Below are 17,958 nucleotides of genomic sequence, written 5' to 3'. Positions count from 1 at the left end.
CCAACGATTAAGCACGCCTCAACATCGCTGCCTTAGTCTCGCCCCACTCACTTTTCGCAAACAACGGTGGCCTATCCTGCCGGGCGAAGTGACATCAGGGGGTTCATCATGCGCATTGCGTTGCTGCTGACCGCAACCATTGTCGGCGCGCTTTTCGCCAGTCCATCCAATGCCGGATCGCTCGACGCCGACGCAGCGCAGAAATTGCCGCCGGGCTTCCAGAGCTATCGCGGCTACATGTTCGACCTGTCGGAGAATTCCGACCGCAAGGATGTCGACAAGCTCACCGAGAATCTGAAGAGCCAGATCGACGTGGTCGAGGCTTCCGGCCTGTCACCGCGCGTGCTGCGCTTCTTCCACACCGTTCCGATCGTCGCGAGCGAGCTGGCCTGCCTCGACGAAGGCGCCGCCACCGCCTGCTACGGCCGGGTGACGCCGGACATGCAACGCACCGCTCCGCGGACGCTGACGGTCTGGGATCATGCCACGCAGCGCTGGACCAACCCCAATGCGGTCGACCTCGCGGTCGATTCGGGGCTCGGCGTCATCATGCTGCGGCCGGACATGATGCGGTACGAGAAGGAAGCCGTGCTGCTGCACGAGATGCTGCACGCCTATCACGCGCGCCTCCTGCCGGACGGCTATGCCAACAAGGGCGTGATCGTCTACTACGCCCTGGCCAAGTCCAAGGACCTCTTGCCCAAGGACTCCTACGCGATGAAGAATCCCATGGAATTCTTCGCCGTGACCGCCAGCATCTTCCTGGCGGGAAAAAGCGAATTCCACGACCCGAAGTCGCGCGAGGCGCTCAAGGAGAAGATGCCGGACTATTACAAATATCTGGTCGGCGTGTTCGGCTTCGACCCCGATCCGCCAGCGGCCAGCGGCCCGGTTGCCTCGCTGAAATAAGGCGTCTTGCGACAACCACTCCAAAAGCCGCGCGAACAGCGCGGCTTTTTCGTTTTTGTAAACCGGAAGCTGCGGATGACGGGGCGCCGGGAATTGCCAAGGGGGGGCCTGATCTGCATAGTCCCGCCCGCATCGATACCTGTTTTCAAGAGGATAGAACAACATGGCGGACGCCGACCTGGATGTCGTGATCCGGCAACTGGCCAGACAGCTGCATACGGGCCTGATGACCCGCGCCAAGGAGCGGCGGGATCGCTTCAACGGCCTTGCGGCCAAGGCCAAGGGCAAGGAGACCGGCGATCGCTTCAAGATGATGGCCAAGGCCACCATGGAGCAGGCCGCTGCGGCTGCCAAGCGCCTCCAGATGTCCGCCGACAACGTCGCCGACAGCTACGCACGGTCGATGCGAATCGCCGCCAGCACGCCAATCGAGGTGAAGGTCGAGAAAAAGACGAAGCAAAAGCCCGAGAAGGCCGCGAGGAAAGCCAAAGGGAAGAAGACGAAATAGTCGTTGCTCTTCCCTGCTCCCCGTCGCCGGCTTCTCGGATCGGGAGATCCTCGTCGGCTTGTCTTCCTTATCGTCTGGCGTGATGAGCCCGCGGCAATAGGGTCGGTCGCCACGTTTTGAAACGAGACCTCCAGCCCTTGGCGGCGGACGTGCGCGAGCTCGGCCGGCCCGCCATCCCGTCACATGTACCGTCTCACGCTATCGAGAAAACGCTGTTTCTCGCCCGGCGCGTAACCTTGGGAAGCTCCATAATATGGTTCATTGAATTGATTGTACGGTGCAGCCCGATAGTGGATCGGCGGCCTAGGTGGCGCGTACGTTTGGCGATGATGATGCCGATTGCTCCCTCTGGCCGCCGCACCAGCGTAATACGGGTTGCGGACGCACATCTGACCGTTGGCCGACGCCCGGCATTGGTCCATCGTCGTGTAGCTGCATCTATAGTAAGGGGTGGCTCCGCGAGAGACGACGTTCAGGCAAACGGGATAAGCCGGATCATATCTTTGGGCCCGGGCGTGCCCCGCTGTTAAGGCGATACTCGCTGTCAGGATCGTCAAAGCCCATTTGCGCATTGGAACCTCCTTCCAAGTCCGCACGACACGGGGTCCACTCTGGACTCAATCAGTATTTGATCCAAATCAAGACTCGCGGAATTGTTCACGCGCCTGCCGTGAGTGGCCGCGGCAGTTTTGCTCGGCAAGGCTTCCGGAGTGATGGGCAGCAGTCGCCGGCCCCAACCCTCACCGTCTCGGCGCTGCGACCTGTGTCGGCTCCGCACTTGCGAGCTCGGCGAGCTTGGCGCGCGCTGCATCGCGGGTGCGGGCGTCCTTGCCGGCCGGCAGCACCAGCGCGGCTTCGAAATCGGCGCGCGCATCGTCGGCCTGGCCGCGGGCGAGGAATGCGAGGCCACGGTCGAGCCGGGCCTGCGCATCCGACGGGTCGAGCCGGACCGCCGTGTTGTAGCTCAGGATGGCACGATCGAGATCGCCGGTGGCGGCGAGCGCCAGACCGCGCTGGTGATAGGGCGCGGCGCGCCTGGGATCATGCGCGATCGCCTCGTCGTAATCCTCGATCGCGAGCGCGAGGTCGCCGTTCTGCCGGCGTGCCAGCGCCCGGTCGCGATAGAGCGAGGCGCGGTTCGGGTTGAGGTGGATGGCCTCGTCGAAATCGGCGATCGCCCGCCTGAAGTCGCCATGGCGGAGCGCGATCCGGCCGCGCCCCTCATAGGCGAAAGCGATCAGCGATCCCCGCAGCGGCGAGAAGCCGATGACGGCCGAGCAGATGTCGGGCTCGTCCTCGTCCCCGCAATTGACGACCGTATGCGTGGACAGGCCAATGAGCACGCCCAGAACGATCAGCAATGGTACCGCAGCTTTGGTCATCTTCGACGGTGGCAGGCGGAGGGCCGGCCACGCATCCCCTTTCGAAGGAACTGTCACGCCGAGGTGTTAACACCGGCCGGGACCATCCTGTGTGCGCCAGGTCACAAAGCCGGGCGCAATTTCCGGTGGGTTCCATCAGCCCCAAGGACCACGTGAAGGACCGCGAGCAGGACCGCGCGAGGACGAGCGGCCCCACGGACCCTGCGGCGGATAGTTTTCATTGGCCCCGACCGACGGCGCCGCCTGCGCGCCGAGCTCGGCCGCGAGCTGCTGGAGCGCGGCGATGCGATTCTGCGTCGAGGGATGGGTGGTGAACAGATTGTCCACGCCGTGGCCCGACAGCGGATTGATGATGAACATGTGCGCGGTCGCGGGATTCCGCTCCGCCTCGAAATTCGGGACCTGATGCGCGGCGCCTTCGATCTTCACCAGCGCCGACGCCAGCCACATCGGCTGACCGACGATGCGCCCGCCGAGATCGTCCGCGGCATATTCGCGCGTGCGGCTGATCGCCATCTGCACCAGCATGGCGCCGAGCGGCGCCAGGATCATCATCAGGATCGAGCCGACGATGCCGGGTCCGTTGTTGTCGCGATTGCCGCCGAAGAACATGCCGAACTGCGCCAGCATGGAGATCGCACCGGCGAGGGTCGCGGTGATGGTCATCAGCAACGTATCGTGATTCTTGATATGCGCGAGCTCGTGCGCGATGACGCCCGCGAGCTCCTCGCGGCTGAGCTGGTGCATCAGGCCGGTGGTCACGGCGACCGCGGCATTCTCGGGATTGCGTCCGGTCGCGAACGCGTTCGGCTGCGCCTCGTCCATCACGAACACGCGCGGCATCGGCAGGCCCGCGCGGCCTGCCAGCTCGGCCACCAGCCCGACCAGCTCCGGCGCGCTGGCGCGGTCGACCTCATGGGCGCCGTACATCGAGAGGACCGCGCGGTCGGAGTTCCAGTAGGTGAAGAGATTGGTCGCGGCGGCAATGAGAAGCGCGATCATGGCGCCGGAGGCACCGCCGATCAGATAGCCCACGCCCATGAACAGGGCGGTGAGGCCTGCGAGCAGCATTGCGGTACGAAGATAGTTCATGGCCGTCTCCTGGGGCGGCCGCGGGCAAGCCTCTGGCCGGCAGACATCAGGTAGGAATGACCCCGCCCCGGGCGCAAGGTTTCAAGGTGCGTCGCGGAGCCGCGGCACTGGTTTGAGCTCGATCGTTCCATTAAACTTCATCAAGAATCCCAGCGTCTCCTCCCCTTGCGGAAACCTCATGCTCCAGACCCGATGTGCGATCGCGGCCGCCGCTCTGCTTACGCTCTGCTCGACTGCCTCCGCCCAGCTCATGCCACCCGCCAAGCCAGCAGCCCCGAAGTCCACCGCCCCCTCGCCGCGCGCGGCGTCGTGCCACAACGGGGCTAGCTTCGACCGCTTCCTCGCTGAGGTGAAGCAACAGGCCGTCGCGGACGGCGTCTCGCAACGGACCATCGCGGAGGCCTCGCCCTACCTCGTCTACGACCAGGGCATCGTCAACCGCGACCGCGGCCAGCGCGTGTTCGGCCAGCTCTTCACCGAGTTCGCCGGCCGCATGGCCGCGCCGTATCGCATGCAGAACGGCCAGCAGCACATCAAGAACCACGCGGCTGCGTTCGCACGCGCTGAAAAGGAATATGGCGTGCCGCCCGCGGTGATCGCCGCGTTCTGGGGCCTCGAGAGCGATTTCGGCGTCAACATGGGCAATCTGCCGACGCTGAAATCGCTGGTGTCGCTTGCCTATGACTGCCGGCGCTCGGAGATGTTCGTGAAGGAGACCATCGCCGCGCTGAAGATCATCGACCGCGGCGACCTGCACCCGGACGAGATGGTCGGCTCCTGGGCCGGCGAGCTCGGCCAGACGCAGTTCTTGCCGGTGCATTACGTCAACTACGCCGTCGACTATGACGGCGACGGACGGCGCGATCTCCTGCGCAGCGAGGACGACGTGATCGGCTCGACCGCGAATTACATCGCCAACGGATTGAAATGGCGGCGCGGCGAGCCGTGGCTCGAAGAGATCAAGGTGCCGCAAAACCTGCCATGGGATCAGACCGACCTCACGGTGCAGCTGCCGCGCGCGAAATGGGCGCAGCTGGGGGTCACCTATCCCGACGGCCGGCCGCTGCCGAACGACAATCTCGCGGCGTCAGTGCTGCTGCCGATGGGACGCTCTGGGCCGGCCTTCATGGCCTATCCGAATTTCGCGGCTTACACCGAGTGGAATAACTCGCTGATCTATTCGACCACCGCGGGCTATCTCGCCACCCGCATCGCGGGCGCAGCGCCCATGCGCAAGCCGGCCCAGCCGGTCGCGCAGCTGCCGTTCAACGAGCTCAAGCAATTGCAGCAGCTTCTGGTCCAGGCCGGCTTCAATGTCGGCAAGGTCGACGGCGTGCTGGGCCAGCAGAGCCGCGCCGCCGTGAAGGCGATGCAGATCAAATATGGTTTGCCGGCGGATTCCTGGCCGACCGCGGAGCTGCTCGCGCGCATGCGCGGCGGCGGCACGGCACAGGCGCAACCGGCGGGGACGATCCGATAATAGTCTATCCGTAGTCATTCCTCGCGAAAGCGGGGAATCCAGTACTCCGCGGCGTCTCGGGTCCAATCACAGCCGCCTGGCGCACTGGATCGCCGGACAAGCCGAGCGATGACGCCGGAGGTTGTGGCGGCGATGACAGCGAGGGTGTGGTGCCGATAGCACCACAAGCCGACGGGATAGAATTTTCGCACCGCACAAGGCCACTCTCGCGATTGCATTTTTCCATGAGCCTCCCATGTGAGTAGCTCAGGTTTTTTCCTGAGATTACCCCCTCATTGAAGCGAGCATCACATGTCCTTCCACGACGCCGTCGTCCCCGCCTATCTGCAAATGCTGAACAGCCTCATTGGCCTGCTCACCAAAGCCGAGGCACATTGCGCGGCGAAGAAGATCGACCCGAGCGTGCTGCTCGGCTCCCGTCTCTTCCCGGACATGCTGCCGCTGTCGAAGCAGGTCCAGCTCGTCAGCGATTTCGCCGCCAAGGGCTGCGCGCGGCTGACCCATAGCGAGGTGCCTTCGATGCCCGACACCGAGACCAGTTTTGCGGAGTTGAAGCAGCGGCTCGCGAAGACGATCGACTATGTCAAATCGTTCAAGCCCGAGCAGTTCGAAGGCGCCGACGCCAAGGATGTCACCTTCCCGGCCGGGCCCGACCGGTCGATGACGTTGAAGGGGCAGCAGTTCTTCAGCTCAGTCTCGCTGCCGAACTTCTATTTCCACGTCACGACCGCCCACGGCATCTTGCGTCACAACGGCGTCGAGATCGGCAAGCGCGATTTCCTCGGCGTGAACTGACTTGTCAGATCGCACGGCTGCGATAGCGGGATCCTGCTGTCGCGGCCGAAATTGCACATGAATTATGCTACGCGGGCCCTGCCGCGTAGCTCGCCTGCACTTTCCGTATGGCTCGTCCCTTGCGCCCGATGTCGCGATGCACAAGTGTTCGTGACCTCTCACCGCCTGGAAGCATTCCCTATGAGCCGTTCGACCAAATTGTTTGAGACCTATAAGCTTGGCCCGATCACGCTGGCCAATCGCTTCGTGATGGCGCCCCTGACGCGCAACCGCGCCGCGCCGGGCACCTTCGTGCCCGGTAAGCTTGCCGCCGACTATTACGGCCAGCGCGCGTCCGCAGGACTTCTGATCACCGAAGCGAGCCAGGTCTCGCAGCAGGGCCAGGGTTATCAGGATACGCCCGGCATTTACTCCAAGGAGCAGGTCGCCGGCTGGCGTGGGGTCACCGATCGCGTGCATGAGCGCGGCGGCAAGATCTTCATTCAGCTCTGGCATGTCGGCCGCATCTCGCATGTCGACCTTCAGGCCAATGGGGCAGCCCCGGTGGCGCCGAGCGCGATCCGCGCCAAGGGAAAGACCTTCGTGAACGGTGGCTTCGCCGACGTCTCCGAGCCGCGCGCGCTCGAACTCTCCGAAATTCCCGGGATTATCGACGACTTCAAGCGCGCCACGAAGAATGCGCTGGAAGCCGGATTCGACGGCGTCGAGATTCACGGTGCCAACGGCTATTTGCTCGAGCAGTTCGCCAAGGACGGCGCCAACAAGCGCACGGATGCCTATGGCGGCTCCATCGAGAACCGCGCCCGGCTGATGCTTGAGGTCTCGAAGGCCGTCGTCGCCGAGGCAGGCGCTGACCGCACCGGCATCCGCATCTCGCCGGTGACGCCGGCCAACGATATCTCGGACTCGAGCCCACAAGCCTTGTACGACCATATCGTCGACGGCCTCAGCGCGCTCAAGCTCGTCTATCTGCATGTGGTCGAAGGCGCCACCGGCGGCCCGCGCGACATCGCCCCGTTCGACTATGCGTCCTTGCGCAAGCGTTTCTCCGGCGCCTACGTCGCCAACAACGGCTATGACTTCGAACTCGCGACCAAGGTGCTGGACGCGAACGCAGCCGATCTCATCGCCTTCGGCAAGCCGTTCATCTCCAACCCCGACCTCGTCGAGCGGCTGAAGCAGGGCGCGGCGCTGAACGACTGGGACAAGGCCACGTTCTACGGCGGCGGCGCCAAGGGCTACACGGATTACCCGACGCTGGCGGCCGAGCCGGCGGAGTGAGACAAGCGCACAACTGTCATGCCCCGCGAAAGCGGGGCATCCAGTACGCCGCGGCCTCTCGGTTCAATCACAACCGTCTCGGAGTACTGGATTGCCCGCCTTCGCGGGCAATGACGGTGAGTGTGTGAGACGCGCGTGTCACAAACCTCCGACACAACTGCAAAACAAAAAAGGCCGGGATCGCTCCCGGCCTTTCGTGTTTGATGACGCTACGCGCCGCTTACTTCGCTTCCGCGCGCTTCGGGGGCTGTGCCGGCCACGACTTGATCAGGGTGTCGTAGTCGACCGTCTCGCCCTTCGGCTTCTCGTTGGCGAGCTTGCGCTGCGGGGCGATGGTGCCGTCCTTCTGGGCCTTGGCGTACCAGTACTCGGCCGTCTCCTTCTTGTGCAGCTTCGGACCGCAGGCACCCTGCACGCCCGACTTCTCCAGGCGCTCCATCACGGAGTCCTGGGCCGCGGCGAGCGAGTCCATTGCGGCTTGCGGCGTCTTCGCACCGGACGACGCATCGCCGATGTTCTGCCACCACAGCTGCGCGAGCTTCGGATAGTCGGGCACGTTGTTGCCGGTCGGGGTCCACTGCACGCGCGCGGGCGAGCGGTAGAACTCGATCAGGCCGCCGAGCTTCGGCGCGCGCTCGGTGAACGACTTGTCCCAGATGTCGGATTCACGGATGAAGGTGAGACCGACATGGCTCTTCTTCAGCGACACCGTCTTGGAGACGATGAACTGGAGATAGAGCCAGGCCGCCTTGCGGCGATCCGCCGGGGTCGACTTCAGCAGCGTCACGGAGCCGGCGTCCTGATAGCCGAGCTTCATGCCTTCCTTCCAGTACGAGCCGTGCGGCGAGGGAGCCATACGCCATTTCGGCGTACCGTCCGCGTTCATCACGGCGATGCCGGGCTTCACCATGTCGGCGGTGAAGGCGGTGTACCAGAACATCTGCTGGGCGATATTGCCCTGCGCCGGCACCGGACCCGACTCGGAGAAGGTCATGCCCTGGGCCTGCGGCGGAGCATACTTCTTCATCCACTCGAGGTACTTGGTGATCGAGTAGACCGCAGCCGGACCGTTGGTGTCGCCGCCGCGTTCGACCGACGAGCCGACCGGACGGCAGCCTTCCATGCGGATGCCCCATTCGTCGACCGGCAGACCGTTCGGGATGCCCTTGTCGCCGTTGCCGGCCATCGACAGCCAGGCGTCGGTGAAACGCCAGCCGAGCGAGGGATCCTTCTTGCCATAGTCCATATGGCCGTAGACCTTGACGCCGTTGATCTCCTTGATGTCGTTGGTGAAGAACTCGGCGATGTCCTCATAGGCCGACCAGTTCACGGGAACGCCGAGCTCGTAGCCATACTTGGCCTTGAACTTGGCCTTGTAGTCGGCGTTGGTGAACCAGTCGTAGCGGAACCAGTAGAGGTTGGCGAACTGCTGGTCGGGCAGCTGATAGAGCTTGCCGTCCGGCGCGGTGCCGAACGACTTGCCGATGAAGTCGTTGACGTCGAGCATCGGATCGGTGACGTCCTTGCCCTCGCCGGTCATGTAGTCCGACAGCGCGATGGTCTGACCGTAGCGGAAATGCGTACCGATCAGATCGGAGTCGTTGATCCAGCCGTCGTAGACGTTCTTGCCGGACTGCATCTGGGTCTGCAGCTTCTCGACGACGTCACCTTCCTGGATGATGTCGTGCTTGAGCTTGATGCCGGTGAGCTCGGAGAACGCCTTGGCCAGCGTCTGCGATTCGTACTCGTGGGTCGTGATGGTCTCGGAGACGACGTTGATCTCCATACCCTTGAACGGTTCGGCGGCCTTGGCGAACCATTCCAGCTCCTTCTTCTGGTCGTCCTTCGACAGCGTCGAGGGCTGGAATTCCGCAATCCACTTCTGGATCGCGGCATCGTCGGCGGCGCGGACCGGCGCCGAGACGGCGAACGACACCGCGATGATGGCGGCGGCGCTCGACATGGTCAGAAAGCTATTCTTGGTCAATGGACGTTCCCTTCTCCTAAACTGTCGCATGTTGTTCCTCCGTTGCAGCGACAAACTTTTATACAGACCCGGATTGCCCCCGGATCTGGCCGTTCCTTCGCGAGCGTCAGACCGTGCGAAAAATGAGCACGGCCGTGGCCAGCGAAATTCCTGATGCGAGCCACAGGCGCGAGATCTCGACGCCCTCCTCGCCGATCGGCAGCGTTGCGATCGCATCGGTGCCGAAGAAAGCAATCCACAAGAGATGAATGACAGCGGTCGCGATCAGCGAGACGAACAGGCGGTCGCCGCGGGTGGTCGGTATCCTGAGCACGCCGACGCGTTCGGCCTCAGGATAGACCGCCGCAAGCCAGGTCATGACGGCCAGCGTGCAGGTGAGCGCGGCGAAGAAGATCGCCGTCGGCAGCGTCCAGGCCATCCATGCGATGGATTCCATTGATGCCTCCCTACACTCGGCCGAGCGCGAAACCGCTCGCGATGTAATTGCGGACGAACCAGATCACGAGCGCGCCCGGAATGATGGTGAGCACGCCGGCCGCGGCCAGAAGCCCCCAGTCCATGCCGGCGGCCGACACCGTTCGCGTCATGATCGCCGCGATCGGCTTGGCGGACACCGAGGTCAAGGTGCGCGCAAGCAACAGCTCGACCCAGGAGAACATGAAGCAGAAGAAGGCGGCGACGCCGATGCCGCTCGCGATCAGCGGGACCAGGATCTTGATGAAGAAACGCGGGAACGAGTAGCCGTCGAGGAAGGCGGTCTCGTCGATCTCGCGCGGCACGCCGGAGACGAAACCTTCGAGGATCCACACCGCCAAGGGCACGTTGAAGATGCAATGCGCCAGCGCCACCGCCCAGGGCGTATCGAACAGCCCGATCGCCGAATAGAGGTTGAAGAACGGCAGCGCGTAGACCGCCGCCGGCGCCATCCGGTTCGACAGCAGCCAGAAGAACAGATGCTTGTCGCCGAGGAAGCGGTAGCGCGAGAAGGCGTAGGCCGCAGGCAAGGCCACCGAGATCGAGATGATGGTGTTGAGGACGACGTATTCCAGCGAGTTGATGTAGCCGGAATACCAGCTCTCGTCGGTGAAGATGCGCTTGTAGTGCTGCAGCGTCGGGGCATGCGGCCACAAGGTCATCGTCGAGACGATCTCGGCGTTGGTCTTGAAGCTCATGTTGACGAGCCAGTAGATCGGCAGCAGCAGGAAGATCAGGAACAGCGCCATGATGACGCGGCGGCCGGGGATCGAGTGCATCACGCGGCTCCTTCCTGCGGCTTCCGTTCGGCGCCGGCATTGGTCATGACGGTGTAGAAGATCCAGCAGACGATCAGGATGATGAGGTTGTAGACCAGCGACAGCGCCGCGGCCTTGCCGAGGTCGAACTGGCCGAGCGCGATCTTGACCAGCTCGATCGACACGAAGGTCGTGGAGTTGCCGGGTCCGCCGCCGGTGACCACGAACGGCTCGGTGTAGATCATGAACGAGTCCATGAAACGCAGCAGCACGGCGATCAGCAGCACGCGGTTCATCTTCGGCAGCTGGATCGCCTTGAACACGGCCCAGCGCGAGGCGCCGTCGATCTGGGCGGCCTGATAATAGGCCTCCGGAATCGACTTCAGGCCGGCATAACAGAGCAGCGCGACGAGGCTGGTCCAGTGCCAGACGTCCATCACGATGACGGTGACCCAGGCATCGATGTCGTTGGAGACGTAATTGTAATCGAAGCCGATGTGGTTGAGGACATAGCCGAGCAGGCCGATGTCGGGCCGGCCAAAGATCTGCCAGATCGTGCCGACCACGTTCCACGGGATCAGCAGCGGCAGCGCGAGGATGACGAGGCAGGCCGCCACCGTCCAGCCCTGGCGCGGCATCGACAGCGCGACGACGATGCCGAGCGGCACCTCGATCGCGAGGATCACCATCGAGAAGAACAGATTGCGGCCGAGCGAAGCCAGGAAGCGGCCGCCGAGATCGGTCGAGGGATCGAGCAGCTCCTTGAACCAGCCGACGCCGTTCCAGAAGAACTGGTTGTTGCCGAAGGTGTCCTGCATCGAATAGTTCACCACCGTCATCAGCGGCAGCACCGCCGAGAAGGCGACGACCAGGAACACCGGCAGCACCAGGAACCAGGCTTTTTGGTTGACGGTCTTGTCCATCAGGCGGCTCCCTCCACCAGAAGGCTGTCGGCATAGACGTGGACGTGCGACGGATCGAATTTCAGCCCGGCGGTCCCGTCGGAGCTGGTGAAGCCCGCCGGTGCACGCGCCGCGATCTTGGCCTCACCGATGCGCACGCGCGCGAAGCGGATGCGGCCGAGATCGTCGATGCGCTCGATCTTGGCGGTGAGCAGGCCGGGCGCGGGCGCGACCGCCTCGACGAATTCCGGACGCACGCCGATCTCGATCTTCGCGTTCGCCGGCAGATTGTCGTAACCGCGGTCGAGCGCGATGACGTGGCCGTCGACCCTGGCCTCGCGTCCCCTCACCTCCGCCGGCAGGATGTTCATGCCGGGCGAGCCGATGAAGTAACCGACGAAGGTGTGCGCGGGCTTGTCGAACAGCTCGGCCGGCGTGCCGCTCTGCACCACGCGGCCGTCATGCATGACCACGACGGTGTCGGCGAAGGTCAGCGCCTCGGTCTGGTCGTGGGTGACGTAGATCATCGTGAGGTCGAGCTCGCGATGCAGCGCCTTCAGCTTCGAGCGGAGCTGCCATTTCAGCTCGGGATCGATCACGGTGAGCGGCTCGTCGAACAGCACGGCGGCAACGTCGGAGCGGACCAGGCCGCGGCCGAGCGAGATCTTCTGCTTGGCGTCCGCCGTGAGCCGCGTCGCCTTGCGATTCAGATAGGGTTCGAGATCGAGCAGGCGGCCGATCTCGGCGACACGCTTGTCGATCTCGGCCTTCGGCACGCCGCGGTTCTTCAGCGGAAACGCCAGATTTTCCCCCACCGTCATGGTGTCGTAGATCACCGGAAACTGGAACACCTGGGCGATGTTGCGCTTCTGGGTTGACAGCGGCGTGATGTCGACCCCGTCGAACTGGATTTTCCCCCGCGACGGCGTGATGATACCGGAGATCACGTTGAGCAGCGTGGTCTTGCCGCAGCCGGACGGGCCGAGCAGCGCATAGGCGCCGCCCTGCCGCCAGGTCATGGTGACGGGCTTCAGCGCAAAGCTGTCCTGCGGCGCGTCATTGCCGCCGTAGGAATGGGCGAGGTCGACGAGGTCAATGCGGGCCATGGCGCATCTCCCTCAAGAACTCGGCGCGGCGACCAGACGGTCGGCCGCATCGAAGACAAAGACATCATTGGGATCGAGCACGGCATCGAGCGTCTGGCCGGGCTCGAACTCGTGCACGCCGTGCAGCACCGCCACCCAGTTCGAACCGTCGCGGGTCAGGTGCACGAAACTCTCCGAACCGGTGATCTCGGTCACCGTCACTGTGGCATGAAAGGCATGGCGGTCGGCCTCGCCATTGGCGAGCCCGAGCTGATGCGCGCGAAAGCCGACGCGATAGGCGCCGTCGGCGAGCGACGAATAGAGGCCCGAGGCCGGCGATGCCGCGCCGCCGGCATATTGCACGGAACCGTTCTTCTTCTCGATACCGACGAGATTGAGCGGCGGATCGGAGAAAACTTGCGCGACGCGCAGCGTCTGCGGACGACGATAGACGTTGGCGGTCTCGCCGATCTGGAGCGCCTGCCCTTCCCACATGCAGACCGTGTTGCCGCCGAGCAAAAGCGCCTCGGTCGGCTCGGTGGTGGCATAGACGAAGATCGCGCCGGAGGCCTCGAAGATGCGCGGCAATTCGGCGCGCAGCTCCTCGCGGAGCTTGTAGTCGAGATTGGCGAGCGGCTCGTCGAGCAGCACCAGGTCGGCGCCCTTGACCAGCGCGCGCGCGATCGCGGTGCGCTGCTGCTGGCCGCCGGAGAGTTGGAGCGGCGTGCGCTTGAGGAACGGCTCGAGCCTGAGCAGCTTTGCCGCCTCCGCCACGCGCGCCTCGATCTCATCGCGCGGCTTGCCCTGCACGCGCAGGGGCGAGGCGATGTTCTCGAAGACCGTGAGCGAGGGGTAATTGATGAACTGCTGATAGACCATGGCGACCGAACGCTGGCGCACGTCGGCGCCAGTGACGTCCTTGCCATTGACCAGCACCTTGCCCGTGGTCGGCTTATCGAGGCCGGCGAGCAACCGCATGATCGAAGTCTTGCCTGACAGCGTCGGCCCGAGCAGCACGTTGAGCGTACCGCTCTCGAGCGTCAGCGAGACGTCGCGGATATGCTCGATACCTTCGACGGTCCGGGTTACGTGGTCGAGTGTCACGCTCATGAGCGTCCTCCCGCTTCCAGCAGGGGACTTTGCGGCACAGCGTGGGTTGCAATCCAGTCGTTCAATGCAGAGATCTCATCGGCAGATAGTCGCAGGCCGAGCTTGGAACGGCGCCAGACGACGTCCTCGGCGGTGACGGCCCATTCATGGGCCATGAGATAGCGGACCTCGCGCTCGGTTAGCGTCGCGCCGAAGGCTTGGCCCATGTCAGCGGCCGATTTCGCATCGCCGAGCAGTTTCGAAGCGCGGGTGCCGTAGGCGCGCGCGAGACGCCGGGCGTGCTCATGGCTGAGGAAGGGATAGCCGCGCTGGAGCTCGGCGATCAGGCCGTCGACGTCGGACACCCCCATGTCGCCGCCCGGCAGCGGCCATTTGCCGGTCCAGCCTTCGCGTGCTTTCGCACTGCGAAGATAGGGCGCGAGCCGTTCCAGCGCCTCTTCGGCGAGCCGGCGATAGGTCGTGATCTTGCCGCCATAGATCGACAGCAGTGGCACGCCGCCGGGTGTGTCGAGCTCGAACACGTAGTCGCGGGTCGCAGCCTTGGCTTCGCTGGCACCGTCGTCATACAGCGGTCGCACCCCGGAATAGGTCCAGACCACGTCCTTCGGCGTCACCGGCTTGGCCAGATACTCGCTCGCAGCCGTGCAGAGATACTGGATCTCCTCGGCCGTCGCCTTCACCTTGGCGGGATCGCCGTCATAGTCGCGATCGGTGGTGCCGATCAGCGTGAAATCGTCCTGGTACGGGATCACGAAGATGATGCGGCCGTCGGCGTTCTGGAACATGTAGGCGCGGTCGTGATCGTACAGCTTCCTGACCACGATGTGCGAGCCCTGCACCAGGCGCACCTTGGCTTTCGCGTTGACGCCGGCGCCGCGGCCAAGCACGTCCTCGACCCAGGGCCCGCCGGCATTGACCAGCGCCTTCGCCTGGATCTGCGAACGCTCGCCGGTCAGCGTGTTGAGCATGCTGACGGTCCAGATGCCATCGGACTGCTTGATATCGGTTGCCCGGGTGCGGGTGCGGATCTCGGCGCCCTTGTCGGCGGCATCGCGCGCATTGAGCACGACGAGGCGGGCGTCATCGACGAAGCAGTCGGAATATTCGAACGCGCGGGCATAGCGGTTCGGGATCAGCGGCTTGCCGACCTCGTCACGCCCAAGATCGACCGAGCGGGTCGCCGGCAGCAGATGACGGCCGCCGATGTGATCATAAAGGAAGAGGCCGAGGCGCAGCAGCCAGGCCGGGCGCAGGCCGGCGTGATGCGGCAAAACGAAACGCAAGGGACGGATGATGTGGGGCGCGATACCCCAGAGGATCTCACGCTCGATCAGCGCCTCGCGCACCAGGCGAAACTCGTAATATTCGAGATAGCGCAGGCCGCCATGCACCAGCTTGGTCGACCAGGACGACGTCCCGCTCGCCAGATCGTTCATTTCGCACAGGAAAACCGTGTTGCCGCGGCCCACCGCGTCGCGCGCGATGCCGCAGCCGTTAACACCGCCTCCAATGATGGCGAGGTCGAAAATACGCTCCAACAGACGCATCCCCCGGCGACTCGCTCGTTCCTTCGAGCGACGACTTTCGTTTTTGATTAGATCACACCGAAAAACGAAAGCAAGATGAAAGAGAGGCGAAAGGAAGTGAAAGAGGAACTTTTTCCGCAGGCAATACGATTGAAAAAACGGCAGTGAGGGTGGGGGCAGGCTTAGGAGCTAGGGCTCGATTGAGCCACGCACGGCATCGGCAAATGGCTCCGCGGACTTGAATGTAGCAACATGCCTACATATAATTTACCGCCGGACGGCCAGGAGGCGCAAAACCATGGTGACCACTCTCACCAGCCGAGAATTCAATCAGGATACCGGCGGCGCAAAGAAAGCGGCGGCGCAGGGACCCGTCTTTATTACGGATCGTGGCCGCCCGGCCCATGTGCTGCTGACGATCGAAGATTATCTGCGCCTGACCGGCGGGCACATGAGCCTTGCCGAAGCTCTGGCGCAGGCGGACGCGGACTTTGATTTTGATCCGCCGCGAATGGCCGACGGAATCTTCAAGGCTACCGATCTCGACTGATGTTTCTGTTGGACACCAACGTCATTTCCGAGCTGAGGCGACCTGATAAGGCTCACCGCAACGTCGTTACCTGGGCCAATGCAATTCCCGCGGCGAGTTTCTTCATATCCGCAATCTCGATCCTCGAGATCGAACTTGGCGCACGCCTGATTGAGCGCAAAGACGCAGCGCAAGGCGTCGTCCTGCGCAACTGGATCGACAATCATATTCTGACGCGCTTTGAAGGCCGAATCCTGCCCATCGATACGACCGTGGCGCAGCGTTGTGCGCAACTTCATGTTCCCAACCCGCGGGCCGAACGCGATGCTCTCCTTGCAGCGACCGCGCTTGTTCACGGCTTGACGATCGTGACGCGCAATGTGGGGGATTTCGAACCTACTGGCGTTCCCCTGCTCAATCCGTGGGGCAACGTCTAAGCCGCTACCGCAGCCGCACCACCGGTGCTGCCTCGGGCGCGGCGTCCTGCGCTTCGCCTTGAGCCTCGTCGTCCCCATCCCCCTTCGGCATCGCCGCCATCACTTCGATCCCCTTGCTGTGGCAGATGGTGGCGAGGCGCTCGGGCAGTTCCTGGTCGGTCACGAAGGTCTGGATCTGGGTGATGTGGGCGATGCGCACCGGTGCGCTGCGGCGGAGCTTGGTGGAATCGGCGACCAGCATGACGCTGCGGGCGTTGGCGATGATGGCCTGCGCCACCTGCACCTCGCGATAGTCGAAGTCGAGCAGCGCGCCCTCCTCGTCGATCGCGGACGCACCGATGATGGCGTAATCGACCTTGAACTGGCCGATCAGCTGCGTTGCAGTCGAGCCGACCACGGCGCCGTCGGCACGCCGCACCGTGCCGCCGGCGACCACCACCTCGATGCGGGGATGGCGGTAGAGCAGCATGGCGACGTTGAGATTGTTGGTGATGACGAGGAGGTCTTCGTGCGAGGTCAGCGCGCTCGCGACCTCCTCCGTCGTGGTGCCGATGTTGATGAAGAGCGAGCAGCCGTTCGGGATCAGGGAAGCGGCCGCCGCGCCAATCGCCTTCTTCTCGTCGGCGGCGACGAAGCGGCGCGCCTCGTAGGCGAGATTCTCGACGCCTGAGGCGATGATGGCGCCGCCATGGATGCGGGTCAGCGATCTCCGCTCGCAGAGATCGTTGAGATCCTTGCGGATGGTCTGCGCCGAGACCTCGAAGCGGCGCGCCAGTTCCTCGACCATGACGCGGCCCGAGGCGCGCGCGATGTTGAGGATTTCGGCTTGGCGATGGGTCAATCCGGTCACGGCGATGGCCTCAAATCAGGAAGCTGCATGGTGCGGCGGTTCGCGCCTACGGTCAATGCGCGCGCCGATCACGGTTAACGGACAAAGCCTCTCACCACGCCATTGCGACGGCCAGATGCGCGAGCAGCTCCGGATCGTCGAACGCGCTGGCGGAGGTGGCCGCGCCGGCGCCGACGAGGTCGGTGTGGCCGAGGCTCGTGCGGATGCCGATGGTTGGAATGCCGGCGGCGGTCGCCGATTGCACGCCGGTGCGGGAATCCTCGAACGCGATCGAAGCCGCCGCGCTGCCGCCGACGAAGCGCAGCCCTTCCTGGTAGGGCAGCGGATGCGGCTTGCCGTGCGGCAGTTCGTCGCCGATCACGATCGCCTTGAAGCGATGCGTAATGCCGAGGCCCGAAAGCAGCAGCTCCGCATTGAGACGCGGCGCGTTGGTCACGGCGACCATGGGAATGCCGGCGCCATCGGCGCGGTCGAGCAGCGCCATCAGGCCCGGCAGCGGCTCGATCTGTCCGGCCACCAGCGTGCGGAAGACCTCTTCCTTCTCGTCCAGGATCGCGGCGCGCCGCGCCACCGTTTCGTCGGGCAGAAAGCGTTCGCCGATCGACGCATTGGCGAAGCCCTGCAACTCCCTGGAGAAGCGCGCGTGATCGAAGACATGGCCCCGCGGCCCGAGCACATGGTTGAACGCCTTGAGGTGCAGCGGGTCGGTGTTGGCGAGCGTGCCATCGATGTCGAACAGCAGCGCCCTGCCCATTGCTTGCCCTTTGGCCTTGATCATTTCCGTACTTTCCCGAATGCACGACGCATCAATGCGAAACACGTATCAATACAGCCTCAATCACGCAATGACGCA

General features: G+C 64.0%; 19 protein-coding genes. 7 read left to right on the top strand and 12 right to left on the bottom strand.

Going from position 1 to position 17,958, the window contains the following annotated elements; genetic code table 11:
* Positions 1 to 108 precede the first annotated feature (108 nt).
* Complete coding sequence (locus tag I3J27_RS08405) at positions 109 to 909, top strand: hypothetical protein (protein ID WP_270167636.1); 801 nt, start codon at positions 109 to 111, stop codon at positions 907 to 909.
* Positions 910 to 1,072: 163 nt separating this feature from the next.
* Positions 1,073 to 1,417, top strand: a complete 345-nt coding sequence (locus I3J27_RS08400) for a hypothetical protein (protein WP_270167634.1) — start codon at positions 1,073 to 1,075, stop codon at positions 1,415 to 1,417.
* A 179-nt stretch (positions 1,418 to 1,596) separates the two neighbouring features.
* On the opposite strand, the gene I3J27_RS39060 is transcribed toward I3J27_RS08400, so the two are convergent.
* The 3 genes from I3J27_RS39060 to htpX form a co-directional block, all read right to left on the bottom strand.
* On the bottom strand, positions 1,597 to 1,989 hold the full coding sequence (locus I3J27_RS39060) for a DUF3551 domain-containing protein (RefSeq protein WP_306417057.1): 393 nt from the start codon (positions 1,987 to 1,989) through the stop codon (positions 1,597 to 1,599).
* 168 nt (positions 1,990 to 2,157) lie between these two features.
* Positions 2,158 to 2,799, bottom strand: coding sequence for a tetratricopeptide repeat protein (locus tag I3J27_RS08390; protein WP_270167632.1), 642 nt, complete (start codon positions 2,797 to 2,799; stop codon positions 2,158 to 2,160).
* 135 nt (positions 2,800 to 2,934) lie between these two features.
* On the bottom strand, positions 2,935 to 3,891 hold the full coding sequence (gene htpX, locus I3J27_RS08385) for a zinc metalloprotease HtpX (RefSeq protein ID WP_270167630.1): 957 nt from the start codon (positions 3,889 to 3,891) through the stop codon (positions 2,935 to 2,937).
* A gap of 178 nt (positions 3,892 to 4,069) precedes the next feature.
* On the opposite strand from htpX, the gene I3J27_RS08380 reads away from it, so the two are divergent.
* From I3J27_RS08380 to I3J27_RS08370, 3 genes are all read left to right on the top strand, one after another.
* Positions 4,070 to 5,371 (top strand): lytic murein transglycosylase, encoded by a 1,302-nt coding sequence (locus I3J27_RS08380; RefSeq protein ID WP_270167628.1) that lies wholly within the window; start codon positions 4,070 to 4,072, stop codon positions 5,369 to 5,371.
* A 291-nt stretch (positions 5,372 to 5,662) separates the two neighbouring features.
* Positions 5,663 to 6,166, top strand: a complete 504-nt coding sequence (locus tag I3J27_RS08375; RefSeq protein WP_270167626.1) for a DUF1993 domain-containing protein — start codon at positions 5,663 to 5,665, stop codon at positions 6,164 to 6,166.
* Between the two features lie 180 nt (positions 6,167 to 6,346).
* Positions 6,347 to 7,447: an alkene reductase gene (locus I3J27_RS08370; protein WP_270167624.1), complete on the top strand. Its 1,101-nt coding sequence runs from the start codon at positions 6,347 to 6,349 to the stop codon at positions 7,445 to 7,447.
* A gap of 220 nt (positions 7,448 to 7,667) precedes the next feature.
* On the opposite strand, the gene I3J27_RS08365 is transcribed toward I3J27_RS08370, so the two are convergent.
* The 7 genes from I3J27_RS08365 to glpD all read right to left on the bottom strand — a co-directional run bounded on the left by I3J27_RS08365 (position 7,668) and on the right by glpD (position 15,310).
* Positions 7,668 to 9,410 carry an ABC transporter substrate-binding protein gene (locus I3J27_RS08365; protein WP_270172630.1) on the bottom strand — a complete coding sequence of 581 codons (1,743 nt, stop codon included), beginning with the start codon at positions 9,408 to 9,410 and terminating at the stop codon, positions 7,668 to 7,670.
* Positions 9,411 to 9,540: 130 nt separating this feature from the next.
* A complete protein-coding gene (locus I3J27_RS08360; protein ID WP_270167622.1) occupies positions 9,541 to 9,870 on the bottom strand; it encodes a DUF2160 domain-containing protein in 330 nt (109 codons plus the stop codon).
* A gap of 10 nt (positions 9,871 to 9,880) precedes the next feature.
* Complete coding sequence (locus I3J27_RS08355; RefSeq protein ID WP_270167620.1) at positions 9,881 to 10,687, bottom strand: carbohydrate ABC transporter permease; 807 nt, start codon at positions 10,685 to 10,687, stop codon at positions 9,881 to 9,883.
* Complete coding sequence (locus I3J27_RS08350) at positions 10,687 to 11,589, bottom strand: carbohydrate ABC transporter permease (RefSeq protein ID WP_270167618.1); 903 nt, start codon at positions 11,587 to 11,589, stop codon at positions 10,687 to 10,689. Before I3J27_RS08350 ends, I3J27_RS08355 begins: the two co-directional genes overlap by 1 nt.
* Positions 11,589 to 12,674, bottom strand: coding sequence for an ABC transporter ATP-binding protein (locus I3J27_RS08345; protein ID WP_270167616.1), 1,086 nt, complete (start codon positions 12,672 to 12,674; stop codon positions 11,589 to 11,591). The genes I3J27_RS08350 and I3J27_RS08345 overlap by 1 nt, the downstream gene beginning before the upstream one ends.
* A 12-nt stretch (positions 12,675 to 12,686) precedes the next feature.
* On the bottom strand, positions 12,687 to 13,763 hold the full coding sequence (locus tag I3J27_RS08340; RefSeq protein ID WP_270167614.1) for an ABC transporter ATP-binding protein: 1,077 nt from the start codon (positions 13,761 to 13,763) through the stop codon (positions 12,687 to 12,689).
* Positions 13,760 to 15,310 (bottom strand): glycerol-3-phosphate dehydrogenase, encoded by a 1,551-nt coding sequence (gene glpD / locus I3J27_RS08335; protein ID WP_270167612.1) that lies wholly within the window; start codon positions 15,308 to 15,310, stop codon positions 13,760 to 13,762. The genes I3J27_RS08340 and glpD overlap by 4 nt, the downstream gene beginning before the upstream one ends.
* Before the next feature lie 277 nt (positions 15,311 to 15,587).
* Here glpD and I3J27_RS08330 point away from each other — a divergent pair, with 277 nt between their 5' ends.
* Positions 15,588 to 15,839, top strand: coding sequence for a type II toxin-antitoxin system Phd/YefM family antitoxin (locus I3J27_RS08330; protein ID WP_270167610.1), 252 nt, complete (start codon positions 15,588 to 15,590; stop codon positions 15,837 to 15,839).
* The gene (locus I3J27_RS08325; RefSeq protein WP_270167608.1) at positions 15,839 to 16,255 is read left to right on the top strand and encodes a type II toxin-antitoxin system VapC family toxin; all 417 of its coding nucleotides are present in this window, start codon (positions 15,839 to 15,841) and stop codon (positions 16,253 to 16,255) included. The genes I3J27_RS08330 and I3J27_RS08325 overlap by 1 nt, the downstream gene beginning before the upstream one ends.
* A gap of 4 nt (positions 16,256 to 16,259) precedes the next feature.
* Here I3J27_RS08325 and I3J27_RS08320 read toward each other — a convergent pair whose 3' ends face one another.
* Positions 16,260 to 17,105: a DeoR/GlpR family DNA-binding transcription regulator gene (locus I3J27_RS08320; protein ID WP_270167606.1), complete on the bottom strand. Its 846-nt coding sequence runs from the start codon at positions 17,103 to 17,105 to the stop codon at positions 16,260 to 16,262.
* A gap of 91 nt (positions 17,106 to 17,196) precedes the next feature.
* Positions 17,197 to 17,883 carry an HAD family hydrolase gene (locus I3J27_RS08315; RefSeq protein WP_270167604.1) on the bottom strand — a complete coding sequence of 229 codons (687 nt, stop codon included), beginning with the start codon at positions 17,881 to 17,883 and terminating at the stop codon, positions 17,197 to 17,199.
* Between the last annotated feature and the right edge of the window lie 75 nt (positions 17,884 to 17,958).

Origin of the sequence: Bradyrhizobium xenonodulans, assembly GCF_027594865.1 — a bacterium.
Lineage (GTDB): Bacteria > Pseudomonadota > Alphaproteobacteria > Rhizobiales > Xanthobacteraceae > Bradyrhizobium > Bradyrhizobium xenonodulans.
The sequence above is the reverse complement of the archived record's forward strand: the minus strand, read 5'-3'. Positions and strand labels throughout refer to the sequence as shown.